Annotated in this window: 18 protein-coding genes; 8 read left to right on the top strand and 10 right to left on the bottom strand. The window is 37.8% G+C overall.

Translation table 11 applies throughout. From position 1 onward, the window contains the following. Positions 1–10: 10 nt before the first annotated feature. Together AC27GZ_RS07895 and AC27GZ_RS07890 are read right to left on the bottom strand one after the other, a co-directional pair. On the bottom strand, positions 11–463 hold the full coding sequence (locus AC27GZ_RS07895; protein WP_487094382.1) for a cytidine deaminase: 453 nt from the start codon (positions 461–463) through the stop codon (positions 11–13). A 151-nt stretch (positions 464–614) separates the two neighbouring features. Beyond that, positions 615–3,758 carry a TonB-dependent receptor gene (locus AC27GZ_RS07890; protein ID WP_487094380.1) on the bottom strand — a complete coding sequence of 1,048 codons (3,144 nt, stop codon included), beginning with the start codon at positions 3,756–3,758 and terminating at the stop codon, positions 615–617. A gap of 376 nt (positions 3,759–4,134) precedes the next feature. Here AC27GZ_RS07890 and AC27GZ_RS07885 point away from each other — a divergent pair, with 376 nt between their 5' ends. From AC27GZ_RS07885 to AC27GZ_RS07875, 3 genes are read left to right on the top strand one after another with little or no spacing between them, the layout of a single operon-like run. Then, a complete protein-coding gene (locus AC27GZ_RS07885; RefSeq protein ID WP_487094378.1) occupies positions 4,135–4,755 on the top strand; it encodes a TetR family transcriptional regulator C-terminal domain-containing protein in 621 nt (206 codons plus the stop codon). After that, entirely contained in the window at positions 4,755–5,972 is a 1,218-nt protein-coding gene (locus AC27GZ_RS07880; protein ID WP_487094376.1) for an endonuclease/exonuclease/phosphatase family protein, read from the top strand. Before AC27GZ_RS07885 ends, AC27GZ_RS07880 begins: the two co-directional genes overlap by 1 nt. A gap of 25 nt (positions 5,973–5,997) precedes the next feature. Continuing rightward, positions 5,998–7,383, top strand: a complete 1,386-nt coding sequence (locus AC27GZ_RS07875; RefSeq protein WP_487094374.1) for an alkaline phosphatase — start codon at positions 5,998–6,000, stop codon at positions 7,381–7,383. A 210-nt stretch (positions 7,384–7,593) separates the two neighbouring features. Here the strand turns inward: AC27GZ_RS07875 and AC27GZ_RS07870 are convergent, their stop codons facing one another. The 4 genes from AC27GZ_RS07870 to AC27GZ_RS07855 form a co-directional block, all read right to left on the bottom strand. Beyond that, complete coding sequence (locus AC27GZ_RS07870; RefSeq protein WP_487094372.1) at positions 7,594–8,166, bottom strand: hypothetical protein; 573 nt, start codon at positions 8,164–8,166, stop codon at positions 7,594–7,596. Between the two features lie 74 nt (positions 8,167–8,240). Next, positions 8,241–9,317, bottom strand: coding sequence for an isoaspartyl peptidase/L-asparaginase family protein (locus tag AC27GZ_RS07865; RefSeq protein ID WP_487094370.1), 1,077 nt, complete (start codon positions 9,315–9,317; stop codon positions 8,241–8,243). Between the two features lie 137 nt (positions 9,318–9,454). Further along, positions 9,455–10,846 carry a Na+/H+ antiporter NhaC family protein gene (locus tag AC27GZ_RS07860; protein ID WP_487094368.1) on the bottom strand — a complete coding sequence of 464 codons (1,392 nt, stop codon included), beginning with the start codon at positions 10,844–10,846 and terminating at the stop codon, positions 9,455–9,457. 108 nt (positions 10,847–10,954) lie between these two features. After that, a complete protein-coding gene (locus AC27GZ_RS07855; protein ID WP_487094366.1) occupies positions 10,955–11,860 on the bottom strand; it encodes a LysR substrate-binding domain-containing protein in 906 nt (301 codons plus the stop codon). A gap of 120 nt (positions 11,861–11,980) precedes the next feature. On the opposite strand from AC27GZ_RS07855, the gene AC27GZ_RS07850 reads away from it, so the two are divergent. The 3 genes from AC27GZ_RS07850 to bktB are packed head-to-tail and all read left to right on the top strand — an operon-like array spanning position 11,981 to position 14,590. Beyond that, entirely contained in the window at positions 11,981–12,682 is a 702-nt protein-coding gene (locus tag AC27GZ_RS07850; protein ID WP_487094364.1) for a CoA transferase subunit A, read from the top strand. A gap of 11 nt (positions 12,683–12,693) precedes the next feature. Next, complete coding sequence (locus AC27GZ_RS07845) at positions 12,694–13,350, top strand: 3-oxoacid CoA-transferase subunit B (RefSeq protein WP_487094362.1); 657 nt, start codon at positions 12,694–12,696, stop codon at positions 13,348–13,350. Positions 13,351–13,402: 52 nt separating this feature from the next. Further along, positions 13,403–14,590: a beta-ketothiolase BktB gene (bktB, locus tag AC27GZ_RS07840; protein ID WP_487094360.1), complete on the top strand. Its 1,188-nt coding sequence runs from the start codon at positions 13,403–13,405 to the stop codon at positions 14,588–14,590. Between the two features lie 156 nt (positions 14,591–14,746). Here bktB and psrA read toward each other — a convergent pair whose 3' ends face one another. Continuing rightward, complete coding sequence (gene psrA, locus AC27GZ_RS07835) at positions 14,747–15,373, bottom strand: TetR family transcriptional repressor PsrA (RefSeq protein ID WP_487094358.1); 627 nt, start codon at positions 15,371–15,373, stop codon at positions 14,747–14,749. Between the two features lie 1,136 nt (positions 15,374–16,509). Between psrA and AC27GZ_RS07830 the strand changes: the two genes are divergently transcribed. Then, positions 16,510–18,363 (top strand): M2 family metallopeptidase, encoded by a 1,854-nt coding sequence (locus AC27GZ_RS07830; protein WP_487094356.1) that lies wholly within the window; start codon positions 16,510–16,512, stop codon positions 18,361–18,363. A gap of 134 nt (positions 18,364–18,497) precedes the next feature. Here AC27GZ_RS07830 and AC27GZ_RS07825 read toward each other — a convergent pair whose 3' ends face one another. Both AC27GZ_RS07825 and ylqF read right to left on the bottom strand, forming a co-directional pair. After that, positions 18,498–18,965, bottom strand: a complete 468-nt coding sequence (locus tag AC27GZ_RS07825) for an HIT domain-containing protein (protein ID WP_487094354.1) — start codon at positions 18,963–18,965, stop codon at positions 18,498–18,500. Between the two features lie 2 nt (positions 18,966–18,967). After that, on the bottom strand, positions 18,968–19,903 hold the full coding sequence (gene ylqF, locus AC27GZ_RS07820; protein ID WP_487094352.1) for a ribosome biogenesis GTPase YlqF: 936 nt from the start codon (positions 19,901–19,903) through the stop codon (positions 18,968–18,970). A gap of 162 nt (positions 19,904–20,065) precedes the next feature. On the opposite strand from ylqF, the gene AC27GZ_RS07815 reads away from it, so the two are divergent. Next, positions 20,066–20,377: a hypothetical protein gene (locus tag AC27GZ_RS07815; protein WP_487094350.1), complete on the top strand. Its 312-nt coding sequence runs from the start codon at positions 20,066–20,068 to the stop codon at positions 20,375–20,377. An 18-nt stretch (positions 20,378–20,395) separates the two neighbouring features. Here AC27GZ_RS07815 and AC27GZ_RS07810 read toward each other — a convergent pair whose 3' ends face one another. Then, positions 20,396–21,322, bottom strand: coding sequence for an AraC family transcriptional regulator (locus AC27GZ_RS07810; RefSeq protein WP_487094348.1), 927 nt, complete (start codon positions 21,320–21,322; stop codon positions 20,396–20,398). Between the last annotated feature and the right edge of the window lie 144 nt (positions 21,323–21,466).

Here is a 21,466-nt window from a genome sequence, read left to right as displayed (position 1 = left end):
TTTACGACTATCACTTGCTTTTATTTAATAAATTCTTTGGCGTAAATGCATCAGGCAACAGTTGATTAACCCGCCAGTGTTGTTGCTGGTTTAAATGATTAACGGCAATAACCATAGCTTCTGCAGGAAAAAACTCGCTTATCACTTGCCGACAAGCACCACAAGGTGGCGTTAGCATTTCTTGCTCGGTGTAAATAACCAAAGCTGAAAACTCAACAGTTCCATTTTTGTCATGATTAATTACACCTTGCGCTATACAATTGCGCTCGGCACACACAGTTAAGCCATAGGAAGCATTTTCAACATTACAACCTTGTACAATTTTATTGTCTGTTGTTAGAGCCGCCGCCCCTACTTTAAAAGCACTATAAGGCGCATAAGCTTTTTGATATGCCTGTTGAGCATTGTCAATGAGCGCAGTTAATCTAGTTATTTCTACTTCATTTCCATCATTTTTTTTCATATACCACCAACAAAACTGACCAAACAGTCAAGATTTATTTATCATAACACTTTTCTTGTCTATTTCTAGTAAAACACAAGGTATCAGGTATAAAAAAACCGCACCTTCAGCATAAGTAAGGTGCGGTTTTAGAAGGTTTAATCAAAGCAGATTAAAAGTTATAAGAAACACCTATACGTAATTCCCATAACGATGGATCGTTTTGAATAGTTTGTAATTCATTACCGTCATTAAACTGTTCAAAAACATATTGGCCTTGATCGTTAATTGACGCTTCAACCATGCGATGACCGACGAATGAGCCTTTACGCATAACACCCCAATCATCATTTAGCATATTACCAATATTTTTAACGGTAAAGTAAACACTGCCTTTATGACCATCCATAAAGCCTGGAATTTCTTGCGTTACTTTCAAGTCAAATGTAGTCCACCAATCAGCATTATGTGCATTACGCCCCTGAATTTCACCACGCGCTAAACCTTGACTATCAACAAAGGCATCAAATGCAGCTTTATCAAAATCATCACCATAAACTACGTTGGCGTCATTCTCTGTTGGTATATAAAGTAATTGACGTGAGCCATTCCAGTTACTATCACCAAAAGCACCGTCTGAGCTATCAAAGGTATATGAATATGGTACACCTTCGCTTGACTGACCAAATAAGCTAAAGCGTGTATCTAAACCATCAATAAACTGCGCTGTATAATTAACCGTCATAGTGAAACGGTGTGGTACAACATAATCAGACGTTTCCATACTCGGGTTGATTGCATCTGTCGTAGCTAAGTTACCATAGTTAGAGCCCGCAACTGAGCTTGTCATTGGGTTAGCATCTTCTGATTCAGTGTATGAGTAACCTAAAGTTACATCTAAACCAAAATCAAACTCTTTATGTGCACCTAATGACAAGATTGTTGACTTACCATCTTTATCGCTATTAGTTAGTACATATTCAAAAGCTCGACCTGATGGGCTTTCTAGAAGAGGACGACCATCTGGTGCAACATCACCTGAATATTCAATACCTGCATCTTTAATTGTTGCAGAGTTTACTTTTTGATTTAGCAATAAATCAGCGGTAAAACTGTAACCACTGTCTGTAGTATAGGTAGCACCAATTGAGTATTTCCATTCTGACGGTACATCAAAGTTAGGATCAATCGCATTAACTGAGCCATCGCCACCCTCTTCAGGAATAGAAGCAATATCATCATACATTGCTTGTGGTACTCCAAAAATTGGTGTGCCTGGTGAAGTCCAATCATTAGCGAATAAATCCACTAAACCATCATCATTAGTCACCAAGTTAACATGGTACTCTCTTCTAGCAATTTGTATTAAACCGTCGTTTGAGAAGGAGTTAGATAACCATACATTTGGGTTACCACCTGAATAAAGACCAACACCTGCTCGAACGTCTAAGTTGTCATCAACACTCCAGTTAAAGCCAACACGTGGTTGTAAAATGCTAATACCATCAAAGGTTGAGTTGTTGGCAAAACCATATCTGTCATAGAAGTTTTGATTATAACGAGGCTTGTCTGAACTCTTATACATGTCATAACGGACACCAAACATTAAGGTGGCATCTATGTCAGTAAAAGTATATTCATCTTGCAAGTAAAAAGTATGCACATCATAAGTAAACTCTTGACTCGCATCAGTTGGCTCATTAGTACCCGCTGAGTTATTATAATAAATACGAGCAGCTAAACCATTTTCATAATCTTCAATAGAGTTAAATCTAAACTCACCATCCGTATGTTGCATAAACAAGTTAAAAGCAGTTAATGATTCATACTCATAACCGGCAGTAATTGTATGCGAATCTAAATAGTAGTTACCGGCAATTTTAAAGGTTTGGTTATCCCAATATAAGTCATTAGATTGACGTGAATCATCGGGACCTAAGAAGATAGTACTACCATTATGACGAATTTGAACTTCACCAAAGCCGCTATCAGCATCTAAAGAACGTTGACGGTTATCAAGATCCATTTGACCGTAACTCATAAATGTTGAAAAGTCATCAGACCAATCTGAGTGCAATGACAATACAAAAGACTTTAACTCTGCGCCTTTTTCATAGAAGTGACTGTCAAGGGTTAGCGCCCATTCATCTGACTGATCTAATTCAAAACCATCATTATAGTTATATACAAAACTTGCACGGTGATCTTCATTAATGTTCCAATCAAGTTTTAATAATAACTTTTCATCTTCAACAGGCATATTACCTGGCATACCACCAGCATCATAACCATAAACACTTTCTGAGGCTGCCACTACACGATCAACATCAGCTTGATCAATTTGATTACCTATTGGAGGGTAAACAAAAATTTCTGCACCTTCTAATTTTTCATACGAGATAAAAGCAAAAAGTTTATCTTCTAAAATAGGGAAACCTACATGAACCCCGTAGCGTTTCTCACTAAAACTACCTAACGGGATATCTTCACCTTCAATGCTATCCCCTTTCATCGAGTCATTGGTGTAATCATAAAATACGCCACCATGTACTTCATTATCACCCGATTTAGTTACCGCATTGATGTTACAAGCACTGAAACTACCGTATTTAACATCAAAAGGCGCTAACTCAACAGACACTTGATCAATAGAATCAAAAGAAAACGGTACACGAGTAGTAGGATAACCATTAGCATTCAAACCAAAGTTATCATTCATTTTCGCGCCATCTAACGTTAGGCTATTAAATCTTGGGCTACCGCCACCACAATGAATAGCATCAGAGCGAGTTTCATCAATATAAATTCTTGGATCAGCACGAACAATATCTTTAATATCACGGTTTATTGCCGGCATATTAGCTAAATCTTCAGAGGTAAAATGTGAAGATGGGCTTGCACCACTTGCAAATTGACTAAGTTTACGACCAGTTACCACAATAGTCTCAACGTCGTCTTGGCTTTCTAACGCTACATTCATTGGGTAGGTTTGATCTAACGTTAAGAAAATATCTTTTACTTCTGTATCTTTAAACTTGTCTGAATCAATGATGACTTTATAAGGGCCACCAACACGTAAGCCTTTAGCAGTAAATAAACCTGAATCATTAACTGTAGCTGTTTTGGTTGTACCAGATGGCACATGAACAATAGTTACTTTTGTTCCTACAGCTGCCTTTCCTTCTGGCCCAACAACTTGACCTTTCAATGCTGAAGTAGTTGTATTTGCTAAAACATCTGTTGAAATAACCGATGTTGACAAGCCAAGTGCAACTACTAACGCGCCAGTAATGCGTGATAGAGAGTGGGTTTTCATGTGTAATTTCCTTTAGTGTAGTGTTTTAAAATTGAATTATTATTTTGTTCTGCAATTGTTACTCAGCGAACGCTAACAACCACAGTGGTAAACTGAATTTATATCTAAACTGCTACAGTTTTATTACAATTTAATTAAAAAAACGCTACAAATCAAATAAACTTACCAACAGGTCAATAAAAATTATAAAAGCTATAGACAAGCTTTATTTTTGTAAGCAGTATTAGTGTTGAAAAAACAAACCAAATGGACAGTTCTAGTAATCAAGCTTTCAGCAATTTAAAATAAATGTCATAAAATTAAACTGTTACTTTGTAGTAAAATAGTAAATAATCACCAGCTTTATGAAGACAGCAACCTTATAAACTGAATAAAAATGCAGCAAAATCAACAAAAAAGTATTCGAGAAAAGAGCCTTGAGAAAATTCTCACTGCCGCACAAGATGAATTTGTAGCCCAAGGTTACAAAGGGGCTACTGTGCAATCAATTGCTGACAAAGCAAAGCTGCCAAAAGCAAATGTGCTGTATTATTTCAAAAATAAAGAAAATATTTATCATGCCGTATTAGAGCAAACTTTGAATATGTGGGACGAAGGGATTGGTGATATTGATCCTAATGATGGTCCTAAACGCGCTATTGAAAAGTTTGTACATGCTAAAATGACTATGTCTTTTAACCATCCTAAAGCATCAAAAATTTACGCGATGGAGATCATCCAAGGGGCACAACATTTAAAAGACTTTGCCCGTACATATCAACGTCAATGGGTAAGAGATAAAGCTAAAATATTCCAAACATGGATTGATAACGGTGAAATGAAAAATGTTGATCCGGTTAACTTAATTTTTCTTATTTGGTCAACTACTCAGCATTATGCTGACTTTGATACGCAAATATTAACGATTATGAACCGTGCCGATTACGAAGAAGATGATATGAAACAGATTACTGAGTTTATTACCAACTTCATTTTATGCGGCTGTGGTTTAGCCTAATGAACAACAAAATCTTATCGAAACTCACTGTTCTCATCGTTTTAGTGAGCAATTTTTTATTCACAAATAACCTTATGGCTTTTCAAGAAACCACTAAACTTCGTATCGCAACTTTCAATATCAGTATGGAAGCGCTCAATTATATAGATAAGAGCAAAACAAAAACTGTTAATGGCACTGAACTCAGTCAAGCGTTACAGAAAAATGTTCAGCAAATAAAAAATATCGCTGAGATCATTCAACGGATAAACCCAGATATAATTTTACTGAATGAATTCGACCGTGTAGATGAAAATCATAAAAACCTAAAATTCTTTATCAATAACTATTTAGACAAAAGTCAGCAAGGACAATCAAGTATTCACTTTCCTTATTTTTACCAAGGCACAGTGAATACAGGTGTTAAAATTAATGATGACCTAAATAAAGACGGTAAAACTAACCAACAACCTGCAGATACACATGGCTTTGGTTATTTTGAAGGCCATTTTGGTATGGCGTTATTATCAAAGTACCCAATTGATGAAAGCCAAATAAGAACCTTTCAGTATTTTAAATGGCAAGATATGCCCAATGCATTAAAGCCAATTGTTCCAAGCACACAACAGCCTTGGTATAGTGATAAAACTTGGCAAACATTAAGACTGTCTTCAAAGTCTCATTGGGATATTCCTGTCATAGTGAACAATCAAACAATACACGTGTTAGCAAGCCACCCTACACCACCTGTTTTTGATGGCCCAGAAGATAGAAATGGCAAGCGTAATCATGATGAAATTCGTTTTTGGGTTGACTACATAAGCCCTAAGCAAGGTAATTATATTTACGATGATACTGGTGTAAAAGGTGGTTTAGGTGATAGCAAAGCGTTTATTATTTTAGGCGATCAAAATGCTTCACTTGTCGATGGTGATGCGATTACCGCTAATGGTAGCAAAGGTATTTATGCACTACTAACCAGTGATCAAATTCAAGACCCAATGCCTGCAAGTTCAGGTGGAAAGTTACACACACCAGATAATAACCATGCTAAAAACCATACCGCTTATTGGCGTATGCGTGCTGATTATGTATTACCCTCAACTTTCGGCTTCACCATTTTAGATTCAGGTGTTTTTTGGCCTGAAAAACATCAAGAAAGTTATCGCCTTATTAAGGATAGAAAAGCTTCCTCAGATCATCGCTTGGTTTGGGTCGATGTTGAATTTACAAACTAATTTACTTTAAATAATTGGAAATTTTATGAAAATAATTTTACCTACTCTTGTCATTAGCTTACTTGCGAGCCTTAATGTTGACGCAGCAGTAACTGACAAAAACATTTCAGCACAAACACCTCCAAAAAACATCATCATGGTTATTGGTGACGGAATGGGGCCTGCTTATACCACGGCTTACAGGTACTTTAACGACAACCCGAAAACAAAAGCTGTTGAAGGAACCATATTCGATAAATACCTAACCGGTATGTCTAGCACTTACCCTGCGCCAGTTTCTGGTGTGGTAACAGACTCTGCAGCAAGTGCTACTGCGCTCGCCACAGGCGTGAAAAGCTATAACGGCGCTATTGGCCTTGATGTAAATAAAAAAGCAGTGCAAACCGTATTAGAACGATCAAAGCTACAAGGTAAAAAAACCGGTGTTGTTGTTACCTCGCAAATCAATCATGCAACTCCTGCGTCATATCTTGCTCATAACGAAAGCCGTAAAAACTATAATGCCATTGCTGATAGCTATATTGATGATGGCATCAAAGCAGACCTACTTCTAGGTGGTGGCTGGAAATACTTCATACGAGAAGATAGAAACCTAGTCAATGAGTTTAAAGAAGCTGGGTTTCACTATATTAATACTTACCAAGGCTTAAACAACTTGCCTAAAAATCAGCCTGTATTAGGTTTATTTGCTGATGTCGGCCTTCCTTGGGCATTAGATGATACCGATAAGCACCGTTTATCAACAATGACTAAAGCCGCCGTACATCATTTGATTGACTTACAAAAACACGATAAAGCAAGTGACAATGGCTTTTTCATGCTGATTGAAGCAAGCCAAGTTGATTGGGCTGGACATGCCAATGATATAAACAGTGCCATGGCTGAAATGGATGACTTAGCCAAAACATTAGCGTACCTAGAACACTTCGTCAGCAAGCACCCAGATACGCTAGTGGTAGTAACGGCTGATCATAGTACTGGCGGCTTTACCCTAGCAGCAAATGGAAAATATGAGTGGCAAGCCAAAGATTTAAGGGCAATGAGACACTCTGTTGAATATATAGCCAAAGAACTTGCTAGCAGTACTATTGATACCGTTAGTGCCAATGTCCTATTTAATTTTGACTTAACTGAAGAAGAATTAAGCTTACTCATTGACGCAAAAAGTAATGCAATAGCAAACGATAGTAAAAGTGCTTACTCAAATAATAAGTCTTCAGCCAGTGAAAGAGCCTTAGTTAAGCAAATTAAAAAGATGATTGATAAACGAACCAACACCGGTTGGACCACAGGTGGTCATACGGCGATTGATGTTCCTGTCTTTGCCTTTGGTAAACAAAGCGAATTATTTCATGGTCATCAAGATAACACGGATATTGCTAAAACAATTTTCAAGCTATTAGGAAAATAAGCAAGATAACAGTAGACAATCATCGCCTGTTTTAGCGCAATCAAACAACTAAAGCAGGCATGAATAAAGGCTAGTTCGAAAAATATAAAACCTCATTTAACATAACGACTCTAGTTACTTATAGAATAAAATCTGCACCAATACTTTGATAGCAATTGAGTTAAATATTTGAGCATTTAGCGAGCATTAAAAGGCTTATCTCAATTGTCATTATTCAAAGGTCTGTTGAAACCACTTATCTATTGACTCAAACAACTCAACCGTTGCTTTCCTGCTAGGATCGAGTAATTCGTCTGTCGACTTTTCAATGTCATCAAATAACTCACTACTGCTCTCTTTAACACCTTGCCATGCTTCATTCGCAAAATGAGCAGAATCTTGCTTACCTTGCTCAAGACAAGCACTCATATCAAAGGTAACCTGAGTATCAAATAATAGGTTAGCGTCTTCATTTAAAATACGCTTTTCATCACAAAATTGCGTTATTTCTAAATAGGTTAATGTACCAATAACAGCAACCGTGCCAATAGTTGCAGCAGACACAGCAGTTGCAGCAACTTTTTTCCCAGAGCGTTTTATAAAGCGCTTGGAAACATTAGCACTTTTAGCTTTATGTCTCGTCTGCATTTTTTGTACAATTTTTTTTGAGTGCGTAAGACTGTGCAAACTTTCAAGGGGCAAAGCAGCATAACCAAAAAAAGCAAAAATACTGGTAAAGAAAAATTTTATCGCCACAAAAGCAATAAGTGCAGTGCAAAGCAGTGTTGATAATATCAGCTTCATATTTATCCTTTATGTTTTCCTATATTTTTTCCTTAAGCTTTTTTCCTTAAGCTTTTTCCTTTAGAGAAGGACAATTACTCGTTAGCAAAAATTCCAACCAAGGTAGCTGAGTTAGATGATTTCTTAGCCCGATACATGCCCTTAGTATTAAAAGGCATACTGATATTACCTTGCTTGTCTATAATAATCACACCACCGGTACCTCCAGCAGGTTTTAATACATCATGAATAACCTCAGTACCTGCTTGTGCGATTGTTTTTCCTTGATAGGCTACTCTAGCGCAAATATCAGCGGCCACGTTATAGCGAATAAAGAATTCACCATGTCCCGTTGCAGAAACCGCACATGAATTATTATCTGCAAATGTACCTGCTCCGATTACTGGAGAGTCCCCAATTCGACCAAAACGTTTGTTTGTCATCCCTCCAGTAGATGTACCCGCAGCTATATTTCCTTGAGCATCTAACGCTACCGCGCCTACAGTCCCAACTTTATATTCGGTCTCAAGCGAATCATGAGCAGCTTGATAATCTTTGCGCTGTGCTTTTGCTTTTTCCATTTTCTGCTTAGCGTCCTGCAAAGCCTTATACCTATGCTCCGTACCAAACAAATTATTTTCAACGAATGGCATGCCTTGTGTTTTAGCAAATTGCTCTGCCCCTTCACCACTTAACATAACGTGAACAGACTCTTCCATCACCAAGCGAGCAAGGTTGATTGGGTTTTCTATTCGCTTAACGCCAGCAACAGCGCCAGCTTGCCTATTCTTGCCATACATGATGGATGCATCCATTTCATGCTGCTCATCATAGGTATAAACAGCACCTTTTCCAGCATTAAAAAATGGGGAATTTTCCAAGATATTAATGGCTTTCGTGACTGCATCTAAACTAGATCCACCTTGTTGTAAAACCTGATAACCCGCTTCAACTGCTTGTAATAATTTAGCGCGATAAGCCGCTTCTTTTTCGGGAGTAAACTTAGATTTTTCGATTGTCCCTGCACCACCATGAATAGCAATTGCAATAGGTGCGGGCGATTGATTTACTGATTCAATTGTTTGTAACGGCTCTGCAGCTCTTATCGAACTTACAAAACTGGACATTACTATTAATGCCAATAAGCTTGATGAATATCGGGTTATTTTCATAAAGAATCTCTTATTATTACCGAGCTAATACCGAGTTATTCAATGTGAATGAATATCCTCAGTAATGCAAGTATTTAGACACTAGTAGCAAGTTAAGCCTAAACTGACAAGTAAAACTAATAAAGCTATTGATAAAGCTATAACATTACCAAACTAGCGATAAAATAAGCCAGTAAAGCCAAAACGCCACCAAATAATGAATAAGGCAGTTGAGTTTTGACATGTTCAAGTAAATCACAACCTGAAGCTATTGCAGAGACACACGTTGTATCAGAAATAGGTGAGCAGTGATCACCAAATACACCACCCCCTAATATTGCCGCAATAACTAATGATGGTGGCAAGCCTAAAGTTTGAATTAAAGGAACACCAATAGGAATTAAAATGGCGAAAGTGCCCCATGAAGTCCCTGTACTAAACGACATTATTGCGCCAGCAAGAAATAATATTGGCACTATCATTACCATGGGCAGATGATCACCCACTAATCCCGCAATAAACACTCCAGTACCAAGCTCCTTTAAGCTTGCACCTAATGTTAATGAAAATAACACTATGGTTACTAACGGTAATAATTCCGATAAGCCCTTAAAGCCAACATCAACTAGCTCTTGATGTGAAAAACGTTTAGAGAAAAGTAGTAAAAAATAGGCTATTGCAAGCGCGAAACACGTCGCATAAAGAACAGACTTACTGCCACTTCCTTGCGTTATGTCGCCATCGCCTGTCCAGAACATAAAAAAGAACATAGAAAGCACCATACTAAGCAAAGGAATCACCATAAACCTTGCTTTAGTAGGTGCAACTAATTCTTCTTTAATAGTCTCTTGCTCTAGCGGTTCAACTTTCTGCAGCTTAAGCTCTGACTGTTTCATCGGTCCATGGACTTTATCAGTTACAACCGTATAAACGACCATTAGTAAAGCAATAATCGCGTAGAAATTAAATGGAATAGTACCCCATAACACTGACATCGATGATTGCGCTAACTCATAGCTATCAAGCAAACCTAAAACATAGGCTCCCCAACCATTTAGCAAAATTAATATACATACTGGTGCTGAAGTACTGTCGATAATATAAGCGAGGCGAGCTCGGCTCATATTAAATTTATCAAATAAATCTCGCGATAAAATCCCCGCCGTAAGCACACTTAAATTTGATTCAATAAAGATAACGATACCAGTAAACATAGTGACACTACCCACTTGTCGCTTACTTTTAGCAATACCTTTAGTGACAATTTTGTTCACCATGGCGGTTACCCCGCCTGAGCTTCTGACATAAGCTAGTAAGGCCCCTATCAGTAAACTAAAAATCAAAATACGGGCATTTCCAGGTGAGCTTGCCACTGAAACTACACGCTCGATAGAGGATAGAAAAGCAGAGAAAATAGGATTGGTATGGTTATTTAATGCTAACAGTAACTCAGAGCTGAACACTGCTGCCAACAAAGCAAGTATCACTTCCTTTCGCCATATAACGACAACAATAGCCACAATTGGCGGAATGACTGACAACCAATCCATACATAAACCTTTCTTAAAATGAGTAAAACCGAAACAGTGTGGCAAATACAAATTGACTATTCAAGCTTTAAAATGCCACGGGTTAATTCTAGCTTTTAACAACAAACATTAAGGCGACGTGTTTTCAAAACCATCACAAACAGTCTGAATGATTTTCTCCATAGCTTTGGCAGCAACTGAAATTTCATGATGCTTTTGTTTAATTATTCCTAAGCTATGGGTTATTGCCGGTGAAGAAATTTCACGACATTGCAATCCCATTTCCTCCATTTGTGGACGACTAGTTCGAGGAACAACACTAACCCCCAATCCCTCATTCACCATTCGACCAATACTGACCAATTGATGAGACTCAAACATAGGTGTAAGAACATGACCATGCTTAATTAACGCTTGCTCAATTAACTCCCTTGTACCAGCAGGCCTTTGCAAACTTATATGCGGGTATTTGAGTAACTCTTGCCAATTAAGCTTTTTTTTAGCTAAAAGCGTATGATTGTTAGGGAGAACAGCGATAAATCGATCGTCATAAAGCTTTTGAAAAGCTAAATCAGGCGCATTTTTCGGTTTAAAGGTTATACCAAGTTCACACCGCCCTGCTCTCACCATTTCAACAACACTTTCAGCAACAACATCATGCACTGTTACGTTAATGTCTGGATGGCTTTTATGAAATTTATTGAGAATAGAGGGTAATAAATTCGTCGTAAAGGTCGGTATTGCAGCAATATCTGTTTTACCTCGACGCATTGAAAAAAGGCTTTGTACATCCTGAGTTGCTTGATTCAAATCTGACAACAAGCGACGTGCTACAGGGTAAAAGACTTTTCCTTCCGGTGTTAGCACTACCATACGTGTTGTACGCGTTAGCAGTTTTCCACCTAAATGACTCTCGAGTTTTTTAATAGCAATACTAAGGGCCGGTTGCGAGATATGTAATTGAATAGCGGCTTCAGCAAAGCTTGCCGTTTTAGCAACAGTAGTAAACGCAAGTATTTGGTTAATAGGGATCATCACTTATTAATAACTTATATTTATCAAACAATAAAAAAATACAATTTGTTTAATGTATTACTTTATAGCAATCTATTCAAATCTTATTTATTAAGCAAAACAATTGACAGGAGAAACACAGTGTCTGGATTCGATAAAGTAGTAGATAGCTATGAAGAAGCATTATCTGGCCTAGAAGATGGGATGACGATAATAGCGGGTGGATTTGGCCTCTGCGGCATACCAGAAAACCTTATTAAAGAAATAAAGCGTAAAGGAACGACAGGACTAACCGTAGCCTCAAACAATGCTGGAGTAGACGGTAAAGGGCTTGGTTTATTACTAGAGCAAAAACAAATTAAGAAAATATTCGCTTCTTATGTGGGTGAAAATGCGCTATTTGAAGCACAAATGATGAGTGGAGAACTGGAAGTAGTACTCACGCCACAAGGTACACTCGCTGAAAAAATGCGAGCAGGTGGTGCTGGTATTCCTGCATTTTATACTGCAACAGGTTATGGCACCCCTGTGGGAGATAACAAAGAAGTCCGTGAGTTTAATGGTAAACATTATATTCTTGAAGAAGCAATTACCGGTGACTTTGCTATTGCCAAGGCCTGGAAAGCAGACAGATACGGTAATTTAGTGTTTCGTAAAACCGCTCGTAACTTTAATCCTATGGCAATTACCGCAGGAAAAATTGCCGTTGTTGAAGTTGAAGAGATTGTTGAAGTGGGCGAATTAGATCCTGATGAAATTCATTTGCCAGGCATATACGTTAATCGCTTGATCAAAGGCACATTTGAAAAAACTATTGAACAGCGCACTGTGCGCACCGCATAAGGAGTATAACCATGGCTTTAACACGAGAACAGTTAGCTCAACGAGTAGCACAAGAATTTGAAGATGGTTACTATGTTAATTTAGGTATTGGTATTCCCACCTTAGCGGCCAACTATATACCTGAAGATATGCAAGTTATGTTGCAGTCAGAAAATGGTCTACTGGGTATGGGAGAATTTCCATTAGACGAAGAAGTTGATGCAGATCTGATCAATGCAGGTAAACAAACCGTAACGATGGCAACCGGCGCCTCTTTATTCTCATCCGCTGATTCATTTGCCATGATACGAGGTGGTCATGTTGATTTGACCGTACTTGGTGCTTTTGAAGTAGATTGTCAGGGTAATATCGCCTCTTATATGATCCCTGGAAAATTAATCAAAGGCATGGGCGGCGCCATGGATTTAGTGGCGGGTGCTGATAATATTATTGTTACCATGACCCATGCCTCAAAATCTGGTCAATCCAAATTGTTGGCTGAATGCACTCTACCTTTAACAGGTAAAGGTTGTATTAAACGTGTCTTAACCGATTTGGCACTATTAGATATTCAAGAAGGAAAATTCATATTACGTGAACGCGCACCCGGTGTTTCAGTAGAAGAAATTCGCCAATTAACTGCGGGTGAATTAGTTGTCCCTGACGTTGTACCTGAAATGCAATTTTAGTAAAGCAAACTCTTTAAATCCAAGTTAATGAAAATATGATAGGAATTACAAAATGTCTCAACGTGAAGTTGTTTTTTTAAGCAGTGTTAGAACGCCAATTGCCGACTTTGGCGGTTCACTCAAAGCTATTCCGCCAACAGAATTAGCGGGAAAAGTTGTAGCAGAATCAATTAAGCGCTCAGGTGCCAAAATTGAAGACTTTGGTCACTGCGTAATTGGTAACGTTACCCATTCAGATCGAAAAGATATGTATATGAGCAGAGTAGCCGCACTTAAAGGTGGTTTGCCTGAATCTACTCCATCACTCACTGTTAACCGTTTATGCGGTTCAGGTTTACAAGCCATCATTTCTGCGGCTCAATTGTTATTACTCAATGATTGCGATCTTGTCGTTGCGGGTGGAGCTGAATCTATGTCGCGCGTACCGTTTTGGTCACCTTCAACACGGTTTGGTGCAAAAATGGGTGACACACAGCTAGTTGATCCTATGGTAGGCGCGTTAACCTGCCCTATCGGCGACACACATATGGGGATTACTGCTGAAACTATCGCTGAGCAGTGGTCAATCACGCGATCTGAGCAAGATGAAGCGGCTGTTGAATCGCACAGAAGAGCACAACAAGCAATAGAAGAAAACCGTTTTGATAGCCAAATACTACCGATTGAGTTAAAAAGCCGTAAAGGTACTGTCAACTATGCTAATGACGAACATGTACGCTTTGATTGTAAACTCGAAGACATGGCAAAACTTAGACCTGTTTTCAAACAAGATGGCTCTGTGACCGCTGGTAATGCTTCTGGTATTAATGATGCCGCCGCCGCATTAGTTATGGCAGACGCGCAATATGCAAAAGATAATGGCTTAACCCCTGTAGCTAAGTTAGTCGGTTATGCGTTTGCTGGTGTTGCCCCTGAAGTGATGGGCATAGGACCCGTACCCGCAGTTAATAAACTCCTAGAAAAAACAGGAATTAATAAAGATGATATCGATGTTTGGGAAGTTAACGAAGCTTTTGCCGCTCAAGCCCTTGCGGTTTGTCGCGATTTATCACTAGATATGAACAAAGTAAATCCCAATGGCTCTGGTATTTCGCTAGGTCATCCTATTGGTGCGACAGGCGCATTGATTTCGGTAAAAGCTATACACGAACTAGAGCGCATCAAAGGCAGATATGCTGTCGTTACTATGTGTATTGGTGGTGGTCAAGGCATTGCCGCACTGATTGAGCGTTGTGAGTAAAATAATAATCCCAATTGAATTGCTTGTTTCTTTTGGTATTACTAGCTCGGTAGATAATCTAGCATGTCATAAAATATAGTTATTAGAGAGTTAAGTTAAACCTTGTTTATTTAAGTTAATTTAACTCTCTTAGCATCTTTACTTATAATTCAGGTACTAGGCTAATATTGGCGCAGCAACACCTGCTGCAACATACGGAATAACACGCTTAATAACACCAGCAATATCAATTTGACGATCAAAATCATTTTGCGCAATATCAATTAACGCGTCACTTGAAGACATAGTAAAAACAATAGTGCCCATAGTGAAATGTAAACGCCAAAACATTTCTTCTGTGCTTAATTCTGGATAAGCTTTATGAACAGCTTTAGTAAAATGCGCAAATACATCAGGGTATTGCGTTGTTAAAAACCAACGTAAAAAGCCCTGACTATCGGTATAGCCACGGCCTAAGAGTTGTAAAAATGTACTTGTGCCATTTTCTTTGAATTCATTTAAGTATAATAATGGCTCTATAAAGGCAGAAAACACATCGATCAAACTTGGATGTATATCATCTTGACACAAGCCACTTAATGCTGACTCTAAACGTGGTGATAACTCATTCATATAACGAGACATCACCGCTTTAATCAATTCTTTTTTAGAGCCAAAGTGGTAGTTTACTGCCGCTAAATTAACCTCACCTAAACTTGTAATCTCTCGTAAGGAAGTACCATTAAAGCCTTTGTCGGCAAAGAGTACTTCAGCAGCGTCTAAAATTTTATTTTTTGTACTCATACTTATTAATACCAGTAATCAAGCGTCAAATTCAAACAGTCGTTTAAAATACCGTATTTCTCCTTGCTTGGTCAAGAGTATTCATTCGCTAAAAAATTTATTCATCATTAATGGATAATTTTTGAACTATTTCTACAAGTAGTACTCGAAGTATATGTACATGAAAATCTCCCTGACTCAGTGGCCTGATCTGTCAATCTGCTCTGAGTCTTTTTTTTGCTATTTTCTCAATTAATCCACTTAACTCACTTAACCTTATAAGTTCGAAAAAGTTACAAACTATTACGTTATTCCTACAGTAATAAACACTGCTCCTCGCTATGATAATCCCATGTTTCATTGTTTAAAACTTGAAATGTACTCCCTTGTTTTCATGATTGTAGTTTTGGCTCATTCCCTATGAATGGGCCTTTTTTTTATCTTTAGAAAGATTGACTCAACTGCTTAAAAAATTCTTAAAAAATGTCTACGCACTACAAAAAATTACAACTTCTCTACAGTAATAAACACAACTCCTCGCTATGATAATCCCATGTTTCATTGTTTAAAACTTGAAATGTACTCCCTTGTTTTCATGATTGTAGTTTTGGCTCATTCACCATGAATGAGCCTTTTTTTTGATCTCTAGAAAGATTGACTAAAACGCTTAATAAATTCTTAAAAAATGTCTATGCACCACAAAAAATTACAACTTATCTACAGTAATAAACACAACCTCTCTCTATGATAATCCCATGTTCATTACTTATCGCTTTTAGCAAGTGAACATAATCATTGTTACCTCCCCTGTAACTATGTTTTTTCATGTTTTTTGGCTCATTCCTTGTGAATGAGCTTTTTTTTAATAAAAAAATCAAAGAAGCTTCAGTAAAACTACAAATCGTTACGGTTTCTATACAGTAAAATACAAGTAAACGACCTATGATAATCACATGTTCATTGCTTAACTCTCCTAGCTAATGGGCATAAACATTAATGTTACCCCCCCTGTAACGATGTTTTTTTCATGTTATGTTTTGGCTCATTCTTTATAGAATGAGCTTTTTTTTGTCTTTGAGATAATTTTTGTACACGCTTTGCATTCTTTTTTAGTTTCAATATACTGATTTCACCTTATAACAGCCTTTCTAATTCACATGATTAAAATAACAAAACCCTTTAAGTTTACCGCTATTGCTTTAGTGGTAGCAGGCTCTTTAACCGCTTGTAATCAAGATAACACTGATAATACGCAAGTAAACAAAGCGCCAGCCGTAACAAAAACGCTCACAAGTGAAGATGCTCAACTATTTTTAGATAATGTCGCAACTGAAATGACTGCATTAGGAAAATCTGGCGCTCGTGCTGCTTGGATCTATGCCAATTTCATTACTGAAGATACTGCATCGCTTGCCGCTGACGCAGATCAAAAATCAACCGAAGCAGGTGTTCGCTTTGCTATGGAAGCGGCAAAATTTGATGCTGTTGAAGTTACCACTACCCAACGCAGACAGTTGAATATTCTTAAGCAGTCATTAGTCTTACCTGCTCCGCAAAATTCAGAAAAATCAGCAGAACTCGCGAAAATTGGCGCTGAGTTAGGCAGTATTTACGGCAAAGGTTCCTACACAACTGCAGAAGGTAAAAAGCTTAGTTTAGGTGATATGACCTCAACAATGGCTACCTCACGTGACTATGATGAATTATTAGATATGTGGCAGGGCTGGCGTCAAATCAGTCCCCCAATGAAAACTTTATATACACGCCAAGCAGAATTAGCGAACGAAGGTGCTGAGGGCTTGGGCTATAAAGATCTTGGCGCTATGTGGCGCTCTAACTATGATATGCCTGCTGATGATTTTGCCAAAGAGCTTGATAGGCTTTGGGGACAAGTTAAACCTTTATATGATGATTTACATTGTTACGTACGAAGTGAGCTAGGCGAAGAGTACGGTACAGATAAAGTACCACAAGACCAGCCTATTCCTGCTCACCTTTTAGGAAATATGTGGGCACAATCATGGGGTAATATTTATGATGTTGTTGCACCTGAAAATGCCGATCCTGGTTATGATGTTACTAAACAATTAGCTGCACATAACTATGATGAAATTAAAATGGTGGAAGGCGCTGAGAAGTTCTTTACCTCTCTCGGTTTTGAACCACTTCCAGAAACTTTCTGGAGTCGTTCATTGTTTACAAAACCTGAAGATCGCGATGTTATTTGTCATGCTTCAGCATGGAACTTAGACTCAAAAGATGATTTACGCATTAAGATGTGTATTCAAAAAACAGGTGAAGAGTTCTCAGTGATTCACCATGAGTTAGGGCATAACTTCTATCAACGTGCCTATAACAAGCAACCTGTATATTTCCAAAATAGTGCCAATGACGGTTTCCATGAAGCTATTGGCGATACCATAGCGCTTTCTGTAACACCAAAATATTTAAAAGAAATTGGCTTAATTGACAGTATTCCTGATGAATCAAAAGATATTGGTTTATTAATGAAAATGGCATTAGATAAAGTGGCGTTTATTCCATTTGGTTTATTAGTTGATCAATGGCGTTGGAAAGTTTATTCAGGTGAAATAACGCCTGAAAACTACAATACTGCTTGGTGGGAGTTACGTGAAAAATATCAAGGTGTAACAGCTCCTATCGCTCGTGATGCAGCCGCATTTGATCCGGGCGCAAAATATCATGTACCTGGTGGCGTACCATATAGTCGTTATTTCCTTGCACACATTCAGCAGTTTGAATTCCATCGTGCATTATGTGAAATATCTGGCAATACAGATCCTATTCACCGCTGCTCAATCTATAACAATAAAGAAGCAGGTACCGCGCTTAATACCATGTTAGAAATGGGCTCTAGTCAACCTTGGCAGCAAGCTTACAAAGTATTAACGGGTAGTGAGCAAATGGATGCCAGCGCTATTTTAGATTACTTTGCTCCACTTCATACCTGGTTAAAAGATAAAAACCAAGGTAAGCAGTGTGGCTTCTAAAACGCTGTGAGTTGAGTTTAACTAGTAATATTAAACTAAGCTAAAAAGCCCTAATATCCTTGATATTAGGGCTTTTCTTCTAAAGTGCTTATTAACTACTTGCTTAAATACCTTTTAAACCTAGTTCAAGTTAACTAGTCAAATGACGCTAAAATAACAGCGAGCTTAGGTAATAATTTTTCTTTTAAGTCGTCTAATTCTTCACTTGCATATGGTGTTAATGCTTGCTGACCCCAAATAGGTTTTGGCCAACTGATATCTGTTTTATACCGAACTACATGATGCACGTGCAATTGCTCAACCATATTACCTAGTGCTGCAACATTCATTTTATCACCCTCAAAGACCTGCATAAGTAACTCACTTAGCATGCTAGATTCATTTAAAAGTTGTTGCTGTTGTTGCCAATCTAACTGATAGATATCACTAATTCCATTCACTTTCGGCACTAAAATAAACCAAGGATAATGACTGTCATTACACAGGAGTAATTTACATAATGGAAACTCGGCTAATTCGACACAATCATTAGCTAATTGCGGGTGCAAATTAAATGGCTGATCTTGTGTAGTTAATTGTTCTGAAATTGATTGCTCAGACATAGTTATTTCCTTTTATTTTTTCTACCACGGCCACGCGCTAGCTTTTTCGCTTCACGAGCAGCCTGTTTTTTCGCTTCAAGCTCAGCAAAGTATTGATTTTCTTTTTCGATATTTTCTGGCACTTCAAAGGTTATTTCGCCAAGGGTTTTGTCTCTTATTTCATTAATTAATATAACCGAGGCTTTATGCATGTCTACATGACCACCACTGCGCACACAACTGCGCTTTCTGCCAATAGCTTCGATTAAATCCTCTTCATGTTGAGGTAATTCTTCTAACTTATAACGTTCCATTAAACGTTCAGGATAAGCCTGAAGTAAATATTCTGCGGCAAAATAAGCAATGTCATCATGATCAAACGCTGTATCTTTTACCGCGCCTGAAACCGCTAAGCGGTAACCGCTATTTTCATTATCAATTTTAGGCCAGAGCATTCCAGGCGTATCAAAAAGGTATAAACCTTCTGCTAATTTGATACGCTGCTGCCCTTTGGTCACTGCTGGCTCATTGCCAACTTTAGCTTTTGCTTTGCCCACCAAAGTATTAATTAAGGTTGATTTACCAACATTAGGAATGCCCATAATTACCGCGTTGATTTGTTTACCTTCTGCATCCTTATTCGGTACCAGTTTTTTTATTAACGTGGGAATGAGTTTGGCTGTAGCCGAATTTTCTGTCGTTAACGCAATAGCTTTAACATTATGTTGGGATTCTAAATACGCCAACCAAGCTTGCGTTTTTTGTGGGTCAGCTAAGTCACTTTTATTGAGGATTTTAATTAATGGTTTATCACCTCTTATTTCAGTGATCATCGGGTTTTCACTACTAAAAGGTAAGCGCGCATCACACACTTCAATCACCACATCTATTTGTGGCAAAATTTCTTTTATTTCTTTTTGAGCTTTGTGCATGTGGCCTGGAAACCAATTAATTGCCATAAGAATCCTAACGGGTTACAAAATTTATACGTCGATTTTAGCAAGCTTTAACAACAGGACAAAGCGCTAAAGCGTTTCGTGTAAAATATTAAACTTTTCTCAACCTGTGCCGATTAATAATTAAACACTTGAAGATAAAGTAAAATGTAAAGGCATCATCAAATGAACTATATAAGCGAGTTAGCTTATTCAGGCCATATTAGGCACACAAACAAATCAGCTAAAGATAAAAAAGAAAAAGATAAACAAAGCTATAAACATAAGCAAAGTGAACTGACCTCTGATGAAGTAGAAGCACTAGCCAGTAAAAGCCCCAATGTGTTGTACACAAAAATAACGCATGATATTTGGCAAGGTGAAGATCGTCGTCTTGGTAAAGATAGACGTCAAGTGCCGCAAAATAGAGGCCGTTACCTTGAATCTCGGACAAAAAAAGATCGACGCTATCAAGAGAAATTACACGTCACAATATAATGACGAAACTAAATATAATTACGAGACTAAATGTTTGAGTTTATATTGCCTCGGCGTAATACCATAAAATTGCTTAAAACAACGACTAAAGTGGCTAGCGTTATTAAACCCTAACTTAAAGCAAGTTTGAGTGATCTGTTGCCCTTGTTTAATAAACAAAGCAGCTTGTTTTAATCGTTGTTGCTGTTGAAAAGCAACGGGACTACAGCCAAAGTGATGACGAAAATTAGTAAAAAATGTTGTGCGTCCCATACAGGCTATTCGAGCCAAAACATCAATATCTAAAGCGTGTGATAAATGATTATTGATATAGTCAACAACTGCTGTTAAACCGTTATTATCAGGCTGTTTCTGACAAAATGATAAGATAAAATCACGTGTTTGCTGACGTAATAACCGAATCGTTAATTCAGACACAGCTAACGATATCATGGCACTACGATCTTGATGATTTTCACCGTAAATTTGCACAATTCTATTTAACAAACTTTGCATTTGGCTATTATGGTGAGTATGAACCAGCTGATGATTATATTGCCAATGGCCAAAAGTTTCATCTAACGGAGATTGTGCATCTAAACTAGCCGCCACTTGCTCAATTCTATCGGTTGATATTTCAATCGCTAAACACGTTGTTGGTTTCGCTAATTGTGCTGTGGGAAAATCAATTTCAACTTTGCTGTTTGGCGCCATAACAAATGACTCATGTGGAAAAAACTCACTGTTAAACTGCTCTTCCTCACTATGCATGACCTTTTTACCAGTAACCATAGCACAGAATAATAACTGATCAGATTTTAATCCTACGCGTTCAGCTTGCTCATAAGTATCATAAATACTGAGCTCTGATTCTGGTCCTGCAAAAGTCACCTTATTTTCCACAAGCACCTTAGGTGAGCTTCTTTTGTTTTCTATATTCTGACTTTCAATAAACGGTGAAATCATGCTTTTTCTATCTTTTTTTATTAACAATATGAACTAACAGATAACTTTTTTGAATTCTCAGCATAGTTAAACTACACATTAATATCTAAAGTAAATCGACTTGATTAATAAAACAACTATAAAGTCTTAAAAAAATAGAGGGGA

The organism is Colwellia sp. SU-HH00943 (assembly GCF_057546125.1).
This window is presented reverse-complemented; position numbering and strand designations above follow the sequence as displayed.